The sequence below is a fragment of the Natrinema marinum genome, assembly GCF_024296685.1.
In the GTDB taxonomy this organism is placed as follows: Archaea; Halobacteriota; Halobacteria; order Halobacteriales; family Natrialbaceae; genus Natrinema; species Natrinema marinum.
In genome coordinates this window covers 325,257-343,005 of sequence record NZ_CP100763.1, presented here as the reverse complement: position 1 = coordinate 343,005, position 17,749 = coordinate 325,257, and the positions used below count along the sequence as shown (strand labels likewise).

At 65.6% G+C, this 17,749-nt stretch carries 13 protein-coding genes; 7 read left to right on the top strand and 6 right to left on the bottom strand.

Annotated elements, in window-relative coordinates; translation table 11 throughout:
• Positions 1–3: 3 nt before the first annotated feature.
• The 3 genes from NKH51_RS01730 to NKH51_RS01720 all read right to left on the bottom strand — a co-directional run bounded on the left by NKH51_RS01730 (position 4) and on the right by NKH51_RS01720 (position 6,660).
• Complete coding sequence (locus NKH51_RS01730; RefSeq protein WP_254763519.1) at positions 4–1,578, bottom strand: HTTM domain-containing protein; 1,575 nt, start codon at positions 1,576–1,578, stop codon at positions 4–6.
• Positions 1,579–2,081: 503 nt separating this feature from the next.
• Positions 2,082–2,648, bottom strand: coding sequence for a pyridoxamine 5'-phosphate oxidase family protein (locus NKH51_RS01725; protein WP_254763518.1), 567 nt, complete (start codon positions 2,646–2,648; stop codon positions 2,082–2,084).
• Between the two features lie 457 nt (positions 2,649–3,105).
• Positions 3,106–6,660: a PAS domain S-box protein gene (locus tag NKH51_RS01720; RefSeq protein ID WP_254763517.1), complete on the bottom strand. Its 3,555-nt coding sequence runs from the start codon at positions 6,658–6,660 to the stop codon at positions 3,106–3,108.
• A gap of 162 nt (positions 6,661–6,822) precedes the next feature.
• Between NKH51_RS01720 and NKH51_RS01715 the strand changes: the two genes are divergently transcribed.
• From NKH51_RS01715 to NKH51_RS01690, 6 genes are all read left to right on the top strand, one after another.
• Positions 6,823–7,593 carry a creatininase family protein gene (locus NKH51_RS01715; RefSeq protein WP_254763516.1) on the top strand — a complete coding sequence of 257 codons (771 nt, stop codon included), beginning with the start codon at positions 6,823–6,825 and terminating at the stop codon, positions 7,591–7,593.
• 168 nt (positions 7,594–7,761) lie between these two features.
• On the top strand, positions 7,762–8,187 hold the full coding sequence (gene nikR / locus NKH51_RS01710) for a nickel-responsive transcriptional regulator NikR (protein WP_254763515.1): 426 nt from the start codon (positions 7,762–7,764) through the stop codon (positions 8,185–8,187).
• A gap of 105 nt (positions 8,188–8,292) precedes the next feature.
• A complete protein-coding gene (locus NKH51_RS01705) occupies positions 8,293–8,670 on the top strand; it encodes a cupin domain-containing protein (protein WP_254763514.1) in 378 nt (125 codons plus the stop codon).
• Positions 8,671–8,815: 145 nt separating this feature from the next.
• Entirely contained in the window at positions 8,816–9,241 is a 426-nt protein-coding gene (locus NKH51_RS01700; protein WP_254765100.1) for a hypothetical protein, read from the top strand.
• Positions 9,242–9,361: 120 nt separating this feature from the next.
• The gene (locus tag NKH51_RS01695; protein WP_254763513.1) at positions 9,362–10,513 is read left to right on the top strand and encodes an acyl-CoA dehydrogenase family protein; all 1,152 of its coding nucleotides are present in this window, start codon (positions 9,362–9,364) and stop codon (positions 10,511–10,513) included.
• A 213-nt stretch (positions 10,514–10,726) separates the two neighbouring features.
• Positions 10,727–12,685: a PAS domain S-box protein gene (locus NKH51_RS01690; protein WP_254763512.1), complete on the top strand. Its 1,959-nt coding sequence runs from the start codon at positions 10,727–10,729 to the stop codon at positions 12,683–12,685.
• Here NKH51_RS01690 and NKH51_RS01685 read toward each other — a convergent pair.
• Both NKH51_RS01685 and NKH51_RS01680 read right to left on the bottom strand, forming a co-directional pair.
• Positions 12,682–13,254, bottom strand: coding sequence for a HalX domain-containing protein (locus NKH51_RS01685; RefSeq protein ID WP_254763511.1), 573 nt, complete (start codon positions 13,252–13,254; stop codon positions 12,682–12,684). The two genes, NKH51_RS01690 and NKH51_RS01685, sit on opposite strands and share 4 nt — an antisense overlap.
• A gap of 134 nt (positions 13,255–13,388) precedes the next feature.
• The gene (locus NKH51_RS01680; protein ID WP_254763510.1) at positions 13,389–15,362 is read right to left on the bottom strand and encodes a 3-hydroxyacyl-CoA dehydrogenase/enoyl-CoA hydratase family protein; all 1,974 of its coding nucleotides are present in this window, start codon (positions 15,360–15,362) and stop codon (positions 13,389–13,391) included.
• 115 nt (positions 15,363–15,477) lie between these two features.
• On the opposite strand from NKH51_RS01680, the gene NKH51_RS01675 reads away from it, so the two are divergent.
• Positions 15,478–16,623, top strand: coding sequence for an acyl-CoA dehydrogenase family protein (locus NKH51_RS01675; protein ID WP_254763509.1), 1,146 nt, complete (start codon positions 15,478–15,480; stop codon positions 16,621–16,623).
• Positions 16,624–16,859: 236 nt separating this feature from the next.
• Here the strand turns inward: NKH51_RS01675 and NKH51_RS01670 are convergent, their stop codons facing one another.
• Positions 16,860–17,678: a CPBP family glutamic-type intramembrane protease gene (locus NKH51_RS01670; protein WP_254763508.1), complete on the bottom strand. Its 819-nt coding sequence runs from the start codon at positions 17,676–17,678 to the stop codon at positions 16,860–16,862.
• Between the last annotated feature and the right edge of the window lie 71 nt (positions 17,679–17,749).

Genomic DNA, 17,749 nt, shown 5'->3' with positions numbered 1-17,749 from the left:
AGCCTACTGGACGAAGTCGCCGCCGCAGTCGTACTGCTGGATCATGATCTCGCTCGTCGATTCGGTCTCGTTGTACGGCTCGGAGGGCTGTCGGACGTAGTAGAGCTCGAGGTCCTCGATGTCGGTCTCGTGGCTGCGGTTCCAGCGCTCACAGAGGTAGTTCGACAGGTACGACCGATGGTTCTTGTTGTCGGCCCCGTAGACGTTCGAGAGGTACTTTCGCCAGCGGGCGTTGGGGTACACCGCCGCGCCGCTCGGCGGGGGCTCCCAGCTTACCTCGGACTCGTACATCGCGTCGACCGTCGACCCGTTCTCGAGGGTGGCCGGGACGACGTACCAGCCGTCGGTCTGGAGCGGCTCGGGCGCGAACATGCGCCAGTGCTGTTCGGCCGCGGCCGCGTCGAGGGCCGACTGGCCGGGATCGGGCACCTGCGTGTAGCCGACCGCCTGTGCGTTCGAGAGGACCACGAGGACGAGGAACAGCGCCGGGACGGCCGTCGTGAACAGCGTCCCCCCGCGCTCGCGGACGTTCGAGACGGCCGATCGGATTCCCCGAGCGGTGGGTATCGGGGCCGCGGGCGCGTCAATCCGCGAGTCGAAACCGCGGACGGCGGTCGCGAGCCGTCTCCCCCAGCGGCGGCTCGGCTCGGCGAGACCGGTTCGCGTCGCCAGCGCGCTCGCGCCGTTCCAGACGACCGGCGGATAGAACGGAACGAACGCCGCGACGACGATCAGCGGGAACAGCCCGATCCGCATCGTCAGCAACATCCCGAAGTGCATGCCGACGAACGCGGACGCCAGCGCCGCGCGCGGCAGGCCGGTGAGGATGAGCAACAGCGGCGAGCAGATGACCAGCGCGATCCACGCGTACGTCATGAGCGACAGGAGATCGTGGTACTCGGCGAGGACGTTGCCCAGCAGGACCGTGAACTGATAGTCGAGGCTGAAGACGTAGACGACCGCCTCGCCGTTCATCCACATCTCCCCCTCCGTCTTGTGGAGGGCGTTTACCACGTACATCGCGACGACCTGGCAGAGCAGCGCCATCGTGGCGACGTTCGAGACAGTCGTTCGAGCCCAATCGGTGCGACCGGCGTCGATCGCCCACCGGTCGCTCAACGGGAGGAACATCGCCCAAAAGAGCAGCATCCGGAACAGGACGTCCCCGCCGTTGAGGACCATCGGATTGCGAACGTGCAGCGAGACGAGGAGTAGCCACGAGCCGATCGTCGCCAGCCGCGTCCGGTAGCCGACGACCATCGCGGTGGCGAAGCCGGCGGCGACGACGAACAACAGCCCGATCGCCCACGCCTCGCCGGAGACGGCGTGTATCGAGTAGACGGCACCGTAATCCGAGTACAGCGCCGATCGCGGGAGGACGCCAGCGTCGGTGTAGAACGCCTCGAGGTTCCGCGCGCGGAGCGTGAGGTCGGCGAGCAACAGGAGTCCGAGCGCGATCCGAAACGCCGCGAGCGCTCGCCGGTCCACCGCGAACCGGCGCGTGATCGCGCCGGAGAGGCGGTCGAGAGCGGCTGCGAGCCGGTCGTCTGATCCGAGGGAGGGGAGTCGTCGATGCATCGTTCGCGCTAGATATCATCGGTCTCTCGAGGGGATCGGCATAAGCTTGCTGTTAACTGAAACGAACGTTTCGGGCCGGGAGTGTGCGATCCGAGACGGGGCGCTCGAGTCGTCTCGGGCGCGATCGTCGCCGGTTCGACGGCGATCCCCCACCGATGGCCGATAACCCTATTGAGCCGTGTCTCGACTGCATGATCGCGAGGGGCAGAGCGCCGGTCGTTGCCACGATTGGGGTTCCGACACCGAGACATCCCCCTCGCTCCGCTCAGGGATCTCGTCCAACGTCGATCTCTGGCCGGGTTTTCCGATCAGTAGCTACTAGCGCGATTTCTGTATTCAGAGCGCCGACTGAACCTGAACCGAACAGTTCGGTCACTACACATGAGAACTTAGCGCCGATATATCCACCATCGACCGAAGATGTTGATAGAGGCGTTCTGGGTACAGAGCGCGAATGCGGTCCGGAGGCTCGAGGGCACCTCAGAAAAAGTAGATTGTCTCAGTTACCGGGTAGAGTCCAACTCGTAGGCCGCCGGATGTTCGGGGTCCTTCCATCCCCTTTTGCCACTCCAAGAATCTACGTCGAGACGGTAAACGGCCGTCCGATCGATGGACTCCTCGGACATCTCTCGGTAATCTTCACCCGATGTCAGTTGGGGAGCGAATTTCTCCATGAACTGCTCTAGAACGCCTCGTTTTTCTTCCCGATCAGAAAGGAGTTCGATCGATCCATACGCGACCACGCTCGAATATTCGACGGTGAAGTTCACTGGTTCGTTGGCCGGAACGTAGCGTCCTTTCTCGCTCGTCGTAAAAGCGACTCGTGGCTGGGCGCCGTCCTCGACGAGACCGTGGGCACGCCCCGCTTGTGCGCCATGAAGAAATATACAGCCCTCCTCGGGATCGAAGACGAAAAGTTGGGTCACGAGATGAGGGGAATCGTCATCTACGAGACCGAGCACGCCAGTCTCCTGCTCGGCGAGAAATTCGGCCATCCACGCCGGGTCATCAATCGCTTTTCCCTGGTACCTAATCGAATCGGAGACATCTTCCGGCGTCCCTCTGGGCATACGGGATACTAGTCGAATCTCGATAAAAAGCTTAAGCGACGGATGACCCTCGAGACTCTGCCGGCTGACTGCGGATTCACCTCCTCGCCGATGCTCTGCTGAATTCACTCTGTATTCAGCACGCAGTTTCTGCCGTTTCTCGTAGAAATCGTTCGTCGCTTCGTCTCCTACTTACCCTATACCGAAATATAATCCCATAAAATAAAGAAGTGGCAGTACCAACTACTGCAGTACAACGAGGCGTTCGCCGTAACCCGTCTGTTACGGTTTCGAGAAGCTACCGGAGCGACGTCGAGAAGCGAGCCGCAGGACGGTCGTATCGCCCATGGGGTCGGTAGGTGGTGTGGTTTCGGTGGCAACCCCACGGGCAGTTCGACAAGCGGGTGCGATCCAAATAAACCTGCGGAAGCTACGTTCTTTCCCAGCTTCCAGCGTTAACGAGCCGTCTCCCCACGGTTTACGATTCGCCGTCGACCGCGGGGAGCGTGACCGAGAACGTCGCGCCCTCGCCGGGCGTCGAGTCGACCCTGATCTCGCCGCCGTGGCGCTCGACGATCCGCTTGCACAGCGCCAGTCCGATCCCCGTCCCCGCGTGCTTCTCGGGGGCGTGGAGCCGCTGAAATACCCGAAAGATCCGCTCCTGATCGTCGGGGTCGATGCCGATCCCCTCGTCGGCGACCGCGACCTCCCACGCGCCGTCGGTTCGCTCGGCGCTCACGCGGACCCGCGGGGGCTCGTCGCCGCTGTACTCGAGCGCGTTCGACAGCAGGTTCTGGAACACCTGCCGGAGTTGACTTTCGTCGCCCTCGACGCAGGGCAACGGCTCGACGCTGATGTCGGCGTCGCGCTCCTCGATTCTCACCTGAAGATCCTCGCGGACGTCTTCGAGGACCGCCTCGAGATCGACCGGTTCGAGCGGGTCGCCGCGCGTCTCGACGCGGGAGTACTCGAGGAGGCCGTCGATCATCTCGCGCATCCGCTCGGCCCCGTCGACAGCGTGCGCGATGAACTCCTCGCCGTCACCATCGAGCGCGTCCGCGTACCGGTCCTCGAGCAATCGCAGGTAGCTGGTGACCATCCGCAAGGGCTCTTGTAAGTCGTGGGACGCGGCGTAGGCGAACTGCTCTAACCGTTCGTTCGACGCCTCGAGTTTGCGCTGGTACTCCCGTCGTTCGGTGATGTCTTGGATGACCAGCATGCCCGCAGTGACTACATCGCCGGTGCGAACGGGAAGGGTGTGGGCGCGCAGTTCGCGGCCGTAGTAGCTCACGTCGAAGGTTCGCTCGTCGCCGTCGAGCGCGGCGCGGAAGTGGGGTTCGATCTCGGCAACCAGCTCGTCGGGGTACCGTTCGTAGATCGTCTGCCCGATCGTGGTCGCCCGGTCGATCCCGAGATCGCCGAGGAGCTGCCCGCCGGCGGCCGTGTACCGCAGGCTGTCGTCGAACAGCGCGACGACACCGTTCGGGAAGTTCTCGGCGAGGGTGCGGTAACGCTGTTCGCTTTCCTCGAGTTTCCGCTGTCGCTCCTTTCGGTCGGTGATGTCCCGGACGACGCCGATCCGCTGGCGGCCGGTGTCGGTCGACGCGGTCGATGTCACAGTCGCCTCGACCGGGACGCGGTCGCCGCCGCTCGTCTCGAGTTCGGCCTCGATCGTCGAGGCGTCGCTCTCGTCGGCCGCGACCCGCCGGGCGAGTTCCATCACCTGCTCGTCGACGACCAGCGAGGCGTGGCTCTCGAGTAGTTCGTCGCGGTCGTAGCCGGTCAGATCGACGTAGGCGTCGTTGACGGTTACGAACCGACCGTCCTCCTCGAGCACGTAGATGCCGTCCTCGACCGTTTCGATGATCCGTTCGTACTGCTCGAGTTGCCGCTCGCGGCGCTTCCGGTCGGTGATGTCCCGGAAGTACACCGACAACCCCGTCTCGGAGGGATAGGCCTGAATCTCCATCCAGATCCCGAGGGACTCGGAGTAGCGTTCCCACGAGAGGGGGCGTTGCGTCGCCATCGCTTCGCGATAACGCTCGCGGAGGTCGGACCGCGTTCCGCTGGGGAATCGCGCCCAGATGTTCTCGCCGACGAGTTCCTCGGGATCGTGGCCGAGCAGCTCCGCGGCGCGGTCGTTGACGTGGGTGAAGCGCCACTCGTCGTCGAGCGCGTAGAACGCGTCCGAGACGCGACCGAGGATTTCGCTCAGTTCGGTCTCGAGTTCGTGTTTGCGGCGCTCGAGGCGGCGCTCCTGTTCTTTGAGGGCCGTCACGTCCTCGGCGGCGGAGACGACTCGCTCGAGCGATCCGTCGGGGTCGAACACGGGGACGGCGGTGATCGAGAACCAGCGCCGCTCGCCGTCGGCGTCCTCGACCGCGAGTTCCTCGTTCGTGACTGGCTCGCCGGTCGCCCTGACGCGCGCCGAGGGGCCGTTCTCGGGAGAAACGGGCTCGCCATCGGCGTCGCGAACATCGAGTTCGGCGAGCAGTTCGGTCTCCCCGAGGGGTCCGCGGTCGTCGAGTCCGAGTTTGGTCTGTCCGTACCGGTTCGCCAGCAGCCGCTCGCCGTCGTCGTCCTCGACCGAGATACCGACCGGAGCGGTCTGGAGGAGCGTCGCCGTCTGGGTCCGCTCGCGCTCGACGGCCCGTTCGTGGCTGATCCGGTCGAAGGCCGCTTCCAGGCTCGAGGCGACAATCTTTGCGAGCGAGAGGTCGCCGTCGTCGAACGCACCCCGCTCCAGGGAGCCGATGAGGACGACGCCGTGGTCCTCGATCGGGAGGCAGATCTCGCTTCGAATCGGCGTCTCGGGGTTGTAGACGTCGGGGTCGGCTCTGATGTCGTCGTAAATCGCCGGCTCGGCGGTCTCGAAGACGCGCCAGGCGACGCCCTCGCCCGCCGCGAACGTTGGGAGGTCGTCGAACAGCGCCGCCGCCGCCTCAGAGCGGGCGACCGGCTCGAGCGCGTCGGTTTCGGGCTCGTGGAGGAAGATGCCGTTGATCTCGAGATCGAGGATGTCGGAGAGGTGTCGGCAGGCCTGCACGGCGAGTTCGTCCCGGCTGCCGGAGCCGAACCACTCGCGGACGGCCTCGTTCAACCGGCGCAGTTGGTAGGCGCGCCGGTGCTGTTCGGTGACATCGTAGTAGAGCTCGATTCGACCGCCGGCGTAGGGGCCGGACTCGATCGGCTTGCTCCGGTGCTCGAGCCAACGTTCCGCTCGGTTCTCGCCCGGCGTGACGCGACACTCGAACCGTTCGCTGCCGCTGTTGTCGTCGTAGATCGCGCCGACGCTCTCGAGGAACCGATCCGGCTCCGCGACGCGCTTGGAGATCGTCTCCTCGATCAGGTCCCGCTTGTCCCGACCGACGACGCTCGCTTGCTCGAGGCCGAAGTACCGCTCGGTGGCGTCGTTGATCCACGCCACGTCGAACTCGCTGTCAAGGACGAAGACGCCCACGTCGGCCTCCTCGAGTGCGGCGGTGATCGAGTCGAGTGGCGGTCCCGACGCCGGTGCTCCGTCGCCGGCCGGTTCGTTCCAGCCGGTCGTCGCTGTGTCCAGTCCCTTGGGGTCCGTCTGCGAGTCCGCTTCTGGCTCGCCGGACTCGCACGCCCGAACGACGCCGACCGTCCCCGCTCGACCGCTGTCGGCCGGCACCACACCGAGCCGGAGCTCGCAGGGGATCACCGCGCCGGTCGCGGTCCGGATCGCCTGTTCGAGCGAGACGGGTGCGGTCGCACCGGTGTCGGACTCGGCGCGGCGATCGTCGCTGTCGGCCGATACGGGCCACTCGAGGGAGTCGGCGTCCCCGTCGGCGATGAGGTGCGACACGTGTTCACCGCGGAGCGCCTCGCGGTCGTAGCCCGATAGCTCGAGGAGGGTGTCGTCGACCGCGACGATGCGATCGTCCGCGTCCAGCCGGAAGACGCCGCCCGCGACGATGTCGGCGAGGGTTCGATACCACTGGTGGGCCGCGCGGCCGTCACCGTCGCCTACGGGTACCTGTCCCGCCGATTCCGCCGGTTCAGTCATTAGCAGACAGTGGACGCTCAAACGGATAAGGACAGCGCCGACAGCCGTCTCGAGGACCGAACCGACTGTCGGGCCGTGACGGTAGCTGCTGTCTTCGATCGGCCGGCGATCAGGGGTTCCGGGTCCCGTAGGCTATTGGGCGTCCGCATCCGATACCGTCACATGTACCTCGGCGACGAAGCCTGGCCGGACCTCGAGTCGTACTTCGAGTCGGAATCGCTCGCGCTCGTGCCGCTGGGCTCGACGGAACAGCACGGCCCGCACTTGCCGGAAGCGACCGACCACCTGATCGCGGAGGCGTTCGCGCGCGAAGCGGCCGACCGAACCGGCTACCTCTGTACGTCGACGATCAATATCGGCGTCAGCGGTCATCACCGCCAGTTCCACGGCACGATGTGGGTCGAACCGCCCGAGTTCCGCCAGTACGTGGAGTCGCTGACGCGGAACCTCACGTCCCACGGGATCGACCGTGTGATCTACGTCAACGCCCACGGGGGCAACGTTCCCCACCTTCGGGAGGTCGGCGCGCGGCTCCGGCAAGACGAGACCGCCTACGCCATCGAGTGGATGTGGGACGAGTCGATCCCCCAACTCGTCGACGAGGTTTTCGAGCAAAACGGCCCCCACGGCGGCCCCAAGGAGACCGCGATGATCCAGTACCTCGAGCCGGAGCTGGTCCACGACGACCGACTCGAGGAGGCCCGCGACACCGGCGTGCCGAGCGTCGCCGACGCCGACACGGTCAAACACGGCTCCCGAACGTTCTACGACGCCGCTGACAACACCCAAAACGGCGTACTGGGCGACCAGACGGACGCGACGGCCGAGAAGGGCGAGCAGTTGTTCGAGGCCGCGAGCGACCAGCTCGCCCAGCTCTGCGAGTGGCTCGCCGCCCAGGAGTTCGCGGACCTCATGCCGAGAGAGCACGTTTAGCTCGGGCGCTCGAGAGCGGGGAAAGCGAAAGTACGAGCTCGGCGCGAACCCACGGAAGCGCCGAGAGCGTCCGTCGAGGTCGCTCGAGCCGACGGCGGCCGACGCCGGAAGCGGTTGCCGGGCAGTTCGATAATAAGCCTTAATAGATCACTGCCGGTCGATTATTACATGGCCGTCGTCAGCGTCTCGATGCCGGACGAACTGCTGGAGCGACTCGATCAGTTCGCCGACGAGCACGGGTACACCGGGCGGAGCGAAGTCGTCAGGGAGGCCTCCCGCAATCTCCTCGGGGAGTTCGAGGACACACGACTCGAGGACCGCGACCTGATGGGCATCGTCACCGTCCTCTTCGATTACGAGACCACGAGCGTCGAGGAGCGCATGATGCACCTGCGCCACGAACACGAGGACCTCGTCGCCTCGAACTTCCACAGCCACGTCGGCGATCACTACTGTATGGAGCTGTTCGTCCTCGAGGGGGAGCTCGAGGAGATCTCTGCGTTCGTCGGGAAGATCCGGGCGACGAAGGACGCGCTGACCGTCGATTATTCCGTCATTCCGGTCGATAGCTTCGATCCGCTCGCGCAATCCTAACGAATTCGGTCCCGAACTGTGGCGAACCGTCGCGGTTCGTCGTGGAAACTACACGGACCGAGAGGGAACGCGTAGTTTTACTGTCGCCCTCACCAATGGAGACGTATGTCATACCGGAAGGTCAACTACGAGGAGGTCGAGCAGGTCTCGAGCGCGATGCACTTTCTCAGCGACCCGCTCGAGACCGAGCAGGTCGGGGTGACGGTGGCGCGGTGCGATCCCGACTGGAAGAGCATGCCACACGATCATACGGACAACGATCACGAGGAGATTTACGTCCTCATCGAAGGCGAGGCGACGGTCGTCGTCGACGACGAACCCGTGGAGATGGAAGCCGGCGACGCGCTGTGGCTGCCGCCCGAGTCGACCCGCCAGATCCGCAACGGTGACAGCGAGAGCGCGTTCGTGCTCGTGAGCGCGCCGAGTATCGCGGACGACGAGGGCGACGGCGACGAGTGGCTCCTGTCGGGCTTCGCGGGATAGAAGCGCGACGGGGCTGGAGCTGTCCGCGCTGGCCTCGCGAGCGGACGACGACGGAACGATTTACCGGATCGACGTAATCGTCTTTGGTAGGTGAGTCTCTATTTACTCGAAACACCACGCGCTCGTCTCGCTCATCGTCGCAGCGATCCTCGCATCTCTGCTTCCGCCGGTCACCGTCAGCGGCTATTCGGTTCCCGTCGTGGCCGTCGTCGCCTACGGGACCGCCGTCGGCGTCTGCATCGATCTCGACCACTTCCTCATCGCTCGCGCTAAGACCGGCGGCTGGGACGCCGTCCGGTTCTGTCTCGCGAATCCCGGCGCGGCGGTCGCCGACCAGTCGCGGATCTTCGAGCCCGGCGACGTGGGCGTCCTCTCGAGGCTGACGAGCCACGTCGTCATCGCCGGCGTCGTCGTCCCGGCGCTCGCCCTCGTCAGCGTGCCGCTTGCGATCCTGACCGGGGCCGTCCTCTACGCACACCTGTTGGCCGACCTCCTCTGGGACATCTATCTGCTCCCCGAGCACGCGGAGGCGGCCGACTCGATCGACGACCTCGCACGGATGCTGGGGTAGGAGACGCGAACAGACGTGCGCGGGCGTCGACGCCGTGATCGAATCGCGTCGAGACGGCCGGATTCTCAGGTTGCATTGTTCGACCACGGCTATTTGCCCCGCGCGGTCGTCCTACGTGGTATGGAGTTGCTCGACGACAGCATCGTTCCGGAACACGCACGGGACGTCAAGGCGGAGGCCCGCGAGTTCGCCCGCGAGCACATCGAACCCAACGCACAGGAGTACTTCCAGGCTGGCGAATATCCCGAGGAGATCCTCGAGGCAGGCCGGGAGGCGAACCTCGTCGCACAGGACATCCCCGAGGAATGGGGCGGTCGCGGGCTGGATCTCGCACAACTGCTCGCGATCACCGAGGAGTTCTACCGGGCCGACGCGGGGATCGCGCTGACGCTGCAGTTGGCGAGTTTCGGCTGTGAGATCACCTACGAGTACGGCACCGACGAGCAGTGCGAGGAGTACATCCGGCCGGTCGCGACGGGCGAGCAGCGCTCCGGACTCGCCGTGTCGGAACCCGACACCGGGAGCGACCTCTCGGGGATGCAGACCCGCGCCGAGAAGGACGGCGACGAGTGGGTCATCAACGGCGAGAAGTACTGGATCGGCAACGGCGTCGAGGCCGACTGGGTGACGCTCTACGCCCGCACCGGCGACGACGAGGAGAACCCCTACGGCAACCACTCGATGTTCATCGTCCCGACCGATACGGACGGCTACGAGGCCGAACACATCCCCGAGAAGATGGCGATGCGCGCCTCGAAACAGGCCCACATCGAGTTCGAGGACTGCCGAATCCCCGAAGAGAACCTGATCGGCGAGGAGGGAGACGGCTTCTTCATGCTCGCGGACTTCTTCAACCACGGTCGCGTCGCCGTCGCGGGCCACGGCCTCGGCATCGCCGCGGCCGCCATCGAGGAGGCCTGGGAGTTCACCCACGACCGCGAGGAGTTCGGGCGGACGATCAGCGACTTTCAGGCCGTCCAGCACGGCCTCGCCGACATGATCCTCGAGTTCGAAAGCGCCCGGACGCTCACCTGGCGCGCCCGCGAGAAAGTGGCCAACGAGGAGAACGCGGGTTACTGGGCCGCGATGGCGAAGACGAAGGCAACCGAGACGGCCGTCGATGTCGCAGAGCAGGGCATGCAGTTCCACGGCGGCCGGTCGGTTCTGGACGAACGCCGGATCGCGCGCGTCTACCGCGACGCGCGGATTCCGGTCATCTACGAGGGGGCGAACGAAATCCAGCGCAACCTGATCTACGGCCAGGCCCCCTGAGCACTGCTCGTTTTCAGGCTGGTAGCGGCCCCGGACACTCCGTATACCGCACCGGCCGGCGGGAGACCGCTGTCGTCCGTCAGAGAGCATCCGAGTAGACTTATTGTCAGACACACTAGTAGTCGGTCGAAAGAACAATCCCGATCGACTACGTTCGTACCGGCAACCAACCGCCGTTGTGAGAGAGATGCTATCCGGAACTATCCACCCGATATGAGTCGGCCACGCGTCCTCTGTGTGAGCAACGATCGGACGACGCGCGCGGCCGTCACGCTGTCGCTGACCGACGCCCCCGTCGACATGGTCGTCGCCCAGCGACCGTCCGAGGCCGTCGACCGACTCGAGCGAGAGGCGATCGACGCGGTCGTCATCGACGTGAACACGGTCGGCAGCGTGGCTGCGCTCGTCGATGCCGTCGAGAGCGAGACGGCGACGACACCCACGTTCGTCCACTGGGGTAACGGCGACGAGGACGCCACCGTGCTGAGCGAAGTCGTTGCTCGAACGGACGAAACCGATTCCGACACGCGGCTCGTCGACGCGATCAGCGAGCGGATCGGGACCGGATCCGACGCCGAGATCGACGCGAGCGCCGGCGGCGACGTGTCGGCTGCAAGACCGACCCCATCGATCCGCGACCTGCCGGACGGACTCGCGTCGATCGTCAGCACCGCCCGCTGTCGGCTCGTCGACGTCACCTCGCCGCTCGCGGTCGAACGGACCCTCCGCGAGGAGTTGACGGCCAGCGATCGCTTCTCGTTCGCCTGGGTCGGCGAGTACGACCGCGGCGAACGCGCGGTGGTCCCGTGGCTGTCCGATCCCGACGCCGTCGAGTGGTCGCTCCAGCGGACGTTCCCCATCGGGGACGGCGACCACCCCGTGCTCGAGCGAGCGCTCCGAACGCGGACGCTGCAGACCCAGCGCTACGACGCGACAAGCCGCGACGCCGTGCCGTTCGGCGACCGCGCCTTCGAACACGGCGTCCGATCGGTTGCGGTCGCACCGCTTGCTGCGAGCGGCGACCTCTACGGCGTCGTCGTCGTCTACGCGCCGGACCCGATCTCGGACGCGGAGCGAGACGCCATCCGGGCGGCCGCGGGAGCGGCGTCCCACGTTCTCGAGACGATCGCCCTGCGCGGCCGACACCAGCAGCAAGAACGAACACTACACCGGTACGAACGCCTCGTCGAGACCGCGGGCGACGGGATGTACGTCCTCGACGCTACCGGACACTTCACGACCGTCAACGATGCGCTCGTCGAGATGACCGGCTACAGCCGCGAAGGGCTGCTCGGCGAGCACGCCTCGTTGCTGTTCGACGCCGACGACATCGAGGCCGCCACCGACACCGTCCGATCGCTCTTGCAGCGTGGCGCGAGCACCGACACCCTCGAACTCCCCCTCGAGACGAAAGCCGGCGACCGGATCCCCTGTGAGGCACAGATAGCGGTCCTCGTCCCGGACGGCGAGTTCAACGGCACCGTCGGCGTCCTGCGTGACATCACCGAGCGCAAGCGCCGCGAGCGCGAACTCCGCGAGCGCAACGAACAACTCGATGCCTTCGCCCAGATCGTCAGCCACGACCTCCGCAACCCGCTGGGGGTCGCCCAGGGTTACCTCGAACTGCTCGAAGACACCGGCGACCTCGAGTACGCCGAGCGGACTCACGAGGGGCTCGACCGGATGGAGACGATCATCGAGGACGTGCTGGCCATCGCCCGCGAAGGCGAGTGGGCGACCGACACGGCGTCTCTCGACCTCGAGTCGGCCGTCCGCGACGCGTGGGACCACGTTTCGACGCCGAACGCGACGCTATCGATGACGGGCACGACGACGCTCGAGGCAGATCGCTCGCGGCTCCTGCGATTGCTCGAGAACTGTTTTCGCAATAGCATCGAACACGGCGGCGCGACCGTCCGCGTCCGCGTCGGGCTGCTCGAGGCGGATGATCAGGGGGACGGCTGCCGCGGCTTTTTCATCGAGGACGACGGCGAGGGGCTCCCCGAGGAGCTTCAGGGGCGGCTGTTCGATCCGTCGGTCTCGTCGTCTTCAGACGGGTTAGGAATCGGACTCTGGGTCGTCAGAGAAGTGGCTACCGGACACGGGTGGTCGGTCACGGCGACCGAAAGCGAGGGCGAGGGGGCCCGATTCGAGTTCGAAACTGACGGTTAGTGCTCCGATTGGAGGTCCTGAAACGCGCCGACGAAGTCGTCGTGGGAGGACATGCCGGAAACCGTCTCGTCGACCCGTTGCTCGAGGTCGTCGACGTGTTCACAGAGCTCCTGATACTCTTCGTTGTCCGCGAGTTCGCGGTCGGCCTTCTCGGACTCCAGCAGGGCCTTCTTCGACACGAGCGCGTAGTACTCCTGAATATCCGACTCGTAGTCCGAGCGGTCGGCGACATCGTCGACCATCTCGACGAGTTCGTCCTTCGAGACCGGCTTGACGAGATAATCGTCGAATCCCATCTCGATGATGTCGAAGTCGGGATCGACCGCCGTTACCATGACGACCCGCGAATCGTGTTCCCGGTCGCGGATCTCCTCGAGGACTTCGTCGCCGGAGAGCCCCGGCATTCGCCGGTCCAGGAGGACGACCTCGACGGAGTCGGCCATCTTCTCGAGCGCTTCCTCTCCGTCGTATGCCGTCTCGACGTTCCACTCGCTCTGGAGCCACGCGGCGAACAGGTCCGCGAGTCGGGCTTCGTCGTCGACGACGAGTATTTCGGGCCCGTCAGTCATCGGGTACCCCCTCTGTTCGTTGCATCGATTACAGCCACGCGTCACCAATGGTACCTCTGCATGATAAATCTCGCGACCAACTGTCAACGTTCGAGAACGTGTCGCGAACAACAATGCTGGTTCGGTCGGGCCGTCTAGCTCCCTTCGAACTCCGGCTCCTCGCCCTCCATGAACGCCGTGATACCTTCCACGAGGTCGTCGGTCGCCATCAGGTGGCCGAACGCGGAGGCCTCGTACTCGAGGCCGGACTCCGTGTCGTCGCGCCCCGCGAGCATCGCGCGCTTGGTGAACGTCTGTGCGATCGGCGGCCCGCCGGCGAGGTCGGTCGCTTGCTCGAGCGCGCGATCGGCGAGGTCGTCGCTGTCGACGACCTCGTTGACGAAGCCGTAGTCGGCCATCGTCGCCGCGTCGTAGCGCTCTGCGGTGAGGATGATCTCCTTCGCGCGGCCCTCGCCGACGACGTGCTTGAGTCGCTGCGTGCCGCCCCAGCCGGGAATGAGCCCGAGATTCAATTCCGGCTGGCCGAACTCCGAGCGCTCGCTGGCGATCCGCAAGTCGGCACAGGTCGCAAGCTCCATCCCGCCACCGAGACAGAAGCCGTCGATCCCGGCGACGACGGGCAGGTCGCAGGCCTCGAGTTCGCCGAACGTCGACTGGCCCAGCCGCGACAGTTCCTGCCCCTCGAGTGGGTCAGCACCGCTGCCGGCCATGCTCTGGACGTCCGCACCCGCGGAGAACGCCTGCTCACCCTCGCCCGTAATGAGAATCGCGCGCACGTCATCGTCGTCCTCGAGGGTCTCGATCGCGGTCGAGAGCTCCTCGAGGAGCGTGTCGCTGATGGTGTTCATCCGGTGGGGCCGATCGAGAACGATGTGCCCGACCATATCGCCGGGGTACTCGATCCGTACCGTTTCGAAGTCGATCTCGTCGGACGCTTCACCGTCCCCGTAGAATCCGCCGTCCTCGGCGCGCTCCGCGAGGTAATCCGCGGGCGCGTACCGCTCGTGGCCGGTCTCCTCGTAGGCCGCCTCGAGGGCCTCGTGGAGCCGATCGAGCCCGTAGTCGTCGACCATCGCGACCGGGCCGTCGGGGAAGCCGGCGCCTAGCTTCACCGCCTCGTCGATCGATTCGGGCGGCGCGACGTCGCCGCCGATCAGCTTCGCGGCCTCGTTCGCGACGATCGCGAGCAGTCGCTTCTCGACGAGTTCGGACTGCTGATCGGTCGGGATCTGTGCCCCGTCGCCGTCCTCGTAGTCGTAGAAGCCTTTGCCAGTCTTCTTGCCGAGTTCCTCGTTCTCGACCGTCTCCTCGAGCAGCGGCGCCGGCTCGTAGGCCTCGCCCAGCACCTCGTGCATGTACTCGAGGACGTGATAGCTCACGTCGTTACCGACCTGGTCGCCGAGTTCGAAGCTGCCCATCGGTAGCCCGAGCCCGTACTTCGTCGTCGAATCGACCTCGGCGATGGTGGACTCGCCCTCGCCGACGAGCCAGCAGGCCTCGTTCATCAGCGGCACGAGGATGCGGTTGACGATGAAGCCCGGCGAGTCCTTGCGGACGCGAACCGGCGTCTTCCCGAGCTCCGCAGCGAGGCCCTCGATCAACTCGAGCGTCTCCTCGGCCGTTTCAGCGCCCGAGATCACTTCGACCAGCTGCATCCGGACCGGCGGGTTGAAGAAGTGCATCCCGCAGAACCGCTCGGGGCGCTCGGTCACGTCCGCCAGTTCGGTGATCGAGAGGCTCGAGGTGTTCGTCGCGAACACCGCGCGGTCGGGGGCGTACTCCTCGAGTTCGCCGTAGACGTCTTTCTTGATCTCCATCTGCTCGGGAACGGCCTCGATGACGACGTCGGCATCGGCGACGGCCGCTTCCATGTCGACGACCGGCGTCACGCGCTCGAGCGCCGCCTCGGCTTCCTCATCGGTGAGCCGGTCGTTCTCGGCGAGTTTCTCGAGCGACCACTCGATCTGCTCGTAGCCGTTCTGGACGAACTCGTCTTTGATGTCGCGCATGACCACGTCGTAGCCCGCCATCGCGGCGACCTCCGTGATACCGTGGCCCATGTTTCCCGCACCCAGAACTGTGATGGTGTTGATATCCTCGAGATCCATAGTCGAAAATCCCATGTGGCCCCGTTTCAACGTTTCCCTATTATCGACTAGAAACTATAATTCAGTTCATCCACGGTTACAAAGCTCTTTATCGCTCGGATAGTAAGGAACGACCATGGAATTCGGACTCAGCGAAGAACAGCAGCAGATCCGCGACGAAGTCCGCCGATTTGCCGAGAACGAGATCGTCCCCAACGCGGAGGAGTACGACACCGAAGAGAAGTTCCCCCACGAGATCGTCGACAAGGCCGCCGAGATGGGCCTGGTCGGCTCCTCGATCCCGATCGAGTACGGCGGTGCCGGCTACTCGACCCTCGAGTCGATCATCATCTCGGAGGAGCTGTTCTCCCACGACCCCGGGATCGCGCTCTCGATTCTGGCCTGTTCGTTCGGGACCGAGGCCATCCGCGAGTTCGGGACCGAAGACCAGAAGGAGCGCTTCTTAGAGCCCGTCGCGATGGGCGAGAAGATCTCCGGCGCTGCGATTTCCGAACCCGACACGGGCTCGGATGTCTCGTCGGTCTCGACTCGCGCCGAGAAAGACGGCGACGAGTGGGTGATCAACGGCAACAAGATGTGGATCACCAACGGCACCGTCGGCGACTTCTTCGTCGTCCTCTGTAAGACCGACCCCGACGCGGACAGCCGGTACGGCGGCTTCAGCCAGATCATCGTCGAATCCGACCGCGACGGGTTCTCTTCGGACAAGATCACGGGCAAGCTCGGCATCCGCGCCTCCGACACCGCCGAACTCATCTTCGACGACGTCCGCGTCCCCGAGGAGAACCTCGTCGGCGACGAGGACGCCGCCTTCCTCCAGCAGATGCAGTTCTTCGACGCCACCCGCGCCGGCGTCGCCGCACAGGGGGTTGGCATCGCGAAGGGCGCGCTCGAAGCCGCCCTCGACTACGCGCAGGACCGCGAACAGTTCGACCAGCCCATCTCGGACTTCCAGGCCATCCAGCACAAGCTCGCCGACATGGCGACCAAGACCGAGGCCGCGCGCAACCTGACCTACAAGGCCGCTTGGAACGTCGATCAGGGCAACGACATCACCATGGGCGCGTCGATGGCCAAGGAGTACGCCTCCCGCGTCGCCGTCGACGTCGCCAACGAGGCCGTCCAGATCCACGGCGGTGCCGGCTACGTCAACGACTTCCCCGTCGAGCGGTTCTACCGAGACTCGAAGATCACCCAGATCTACGAGGGCACCACCGAGATCCAGAAGAACGTCATCGCGCGGGAACTCCTAGACGACTAACAACCTTTTGCGCTGCGGGCGCGGCGAAGCCGCGCCCTCGGCAAAACGTTGATGAAAAGCACTCCTCCCTCCGTTTCGAGCGCAACGCGCTCTTCACATCGGTCGTCGGCCCGCTCGCTCGTCTTTCGGCCTCGCTCGCGGTCGTAATCAGGCAGCGGCCTGCCCTTCCCCGGATCGCGCGACTCTCACTGTCGTTCGAGCCGCGCTCTCGGCCACCGGTCTCCGTCGTTTTGGTTTCAAGCGACGACGATCACCAGCGACAGCGCGACGAAGATCACGTGCGTGGCCATGTGACCGATCATGGCCGCCTCGAGGCTCCGTCGCCAGAACAGCCAGCCGTACGCCAGACCACCGATCGTGTTGCCGGCGATAATCCACGCGACGACGGCCGGAGTGAGCCCGCCGTAGGTGGTCGACGCCGCGGGAAGGTGGCCGAGGCCGAAGACGACCGCCGCGACGACGACCGCCGTCGCCAGCAGCCGGTCGGACGGGCGATCCGTCCCACGGCCGACCGTCTTCCAGAGGGCGAACGCGACCAGTGACAGGAACCCCCAGCGCAGGAGCAGTTCCTCGGTCAGCCCGCCGTAGAGGAATCGGACCGGCAAACTCGAGAGCACCGCGCCGACGGTCGCCTCGGTGGCCCCCGCATCGGCCGGGATCGCGGGGGCGAAGACGGCCTCCGCGAGGACGATCACCAGTCCGGCGACGGCCCCGAGGCCGAGCGCGGTCGGGAGATCGGCGCGGAGGTTCGGGCCGATGGGCGTTCCCTCGGAGACGCGCTCGAGCAGGTGCGAGCGAAGCCCGAGTCGCGGTGCGGCATAACAGCCGATCAACACCGCAATCGCGAGGAGGACCGAGGACTGGACGATCACCGCGACGACGAGGACCGCCGTGGGAACGGCCGGCGCGTCGGGGACCGCCTCGAGTTGCGCAGGCGTCGTGACCGCGAGCGCGACGATTCCCAACAGACCGACCGCGAACAGGACGCCGAATCGACGGATCGTAACACTCGGCGTGGTCCCGGTCGCTCGCTGACTGTCAGCGTGAGAGTCCATTCGGCGATAGATATCGCTCCACGACGATAAAAGTCGCCGTGCGCGAACGAGAGGCTCGGCGAGCGTCGGGA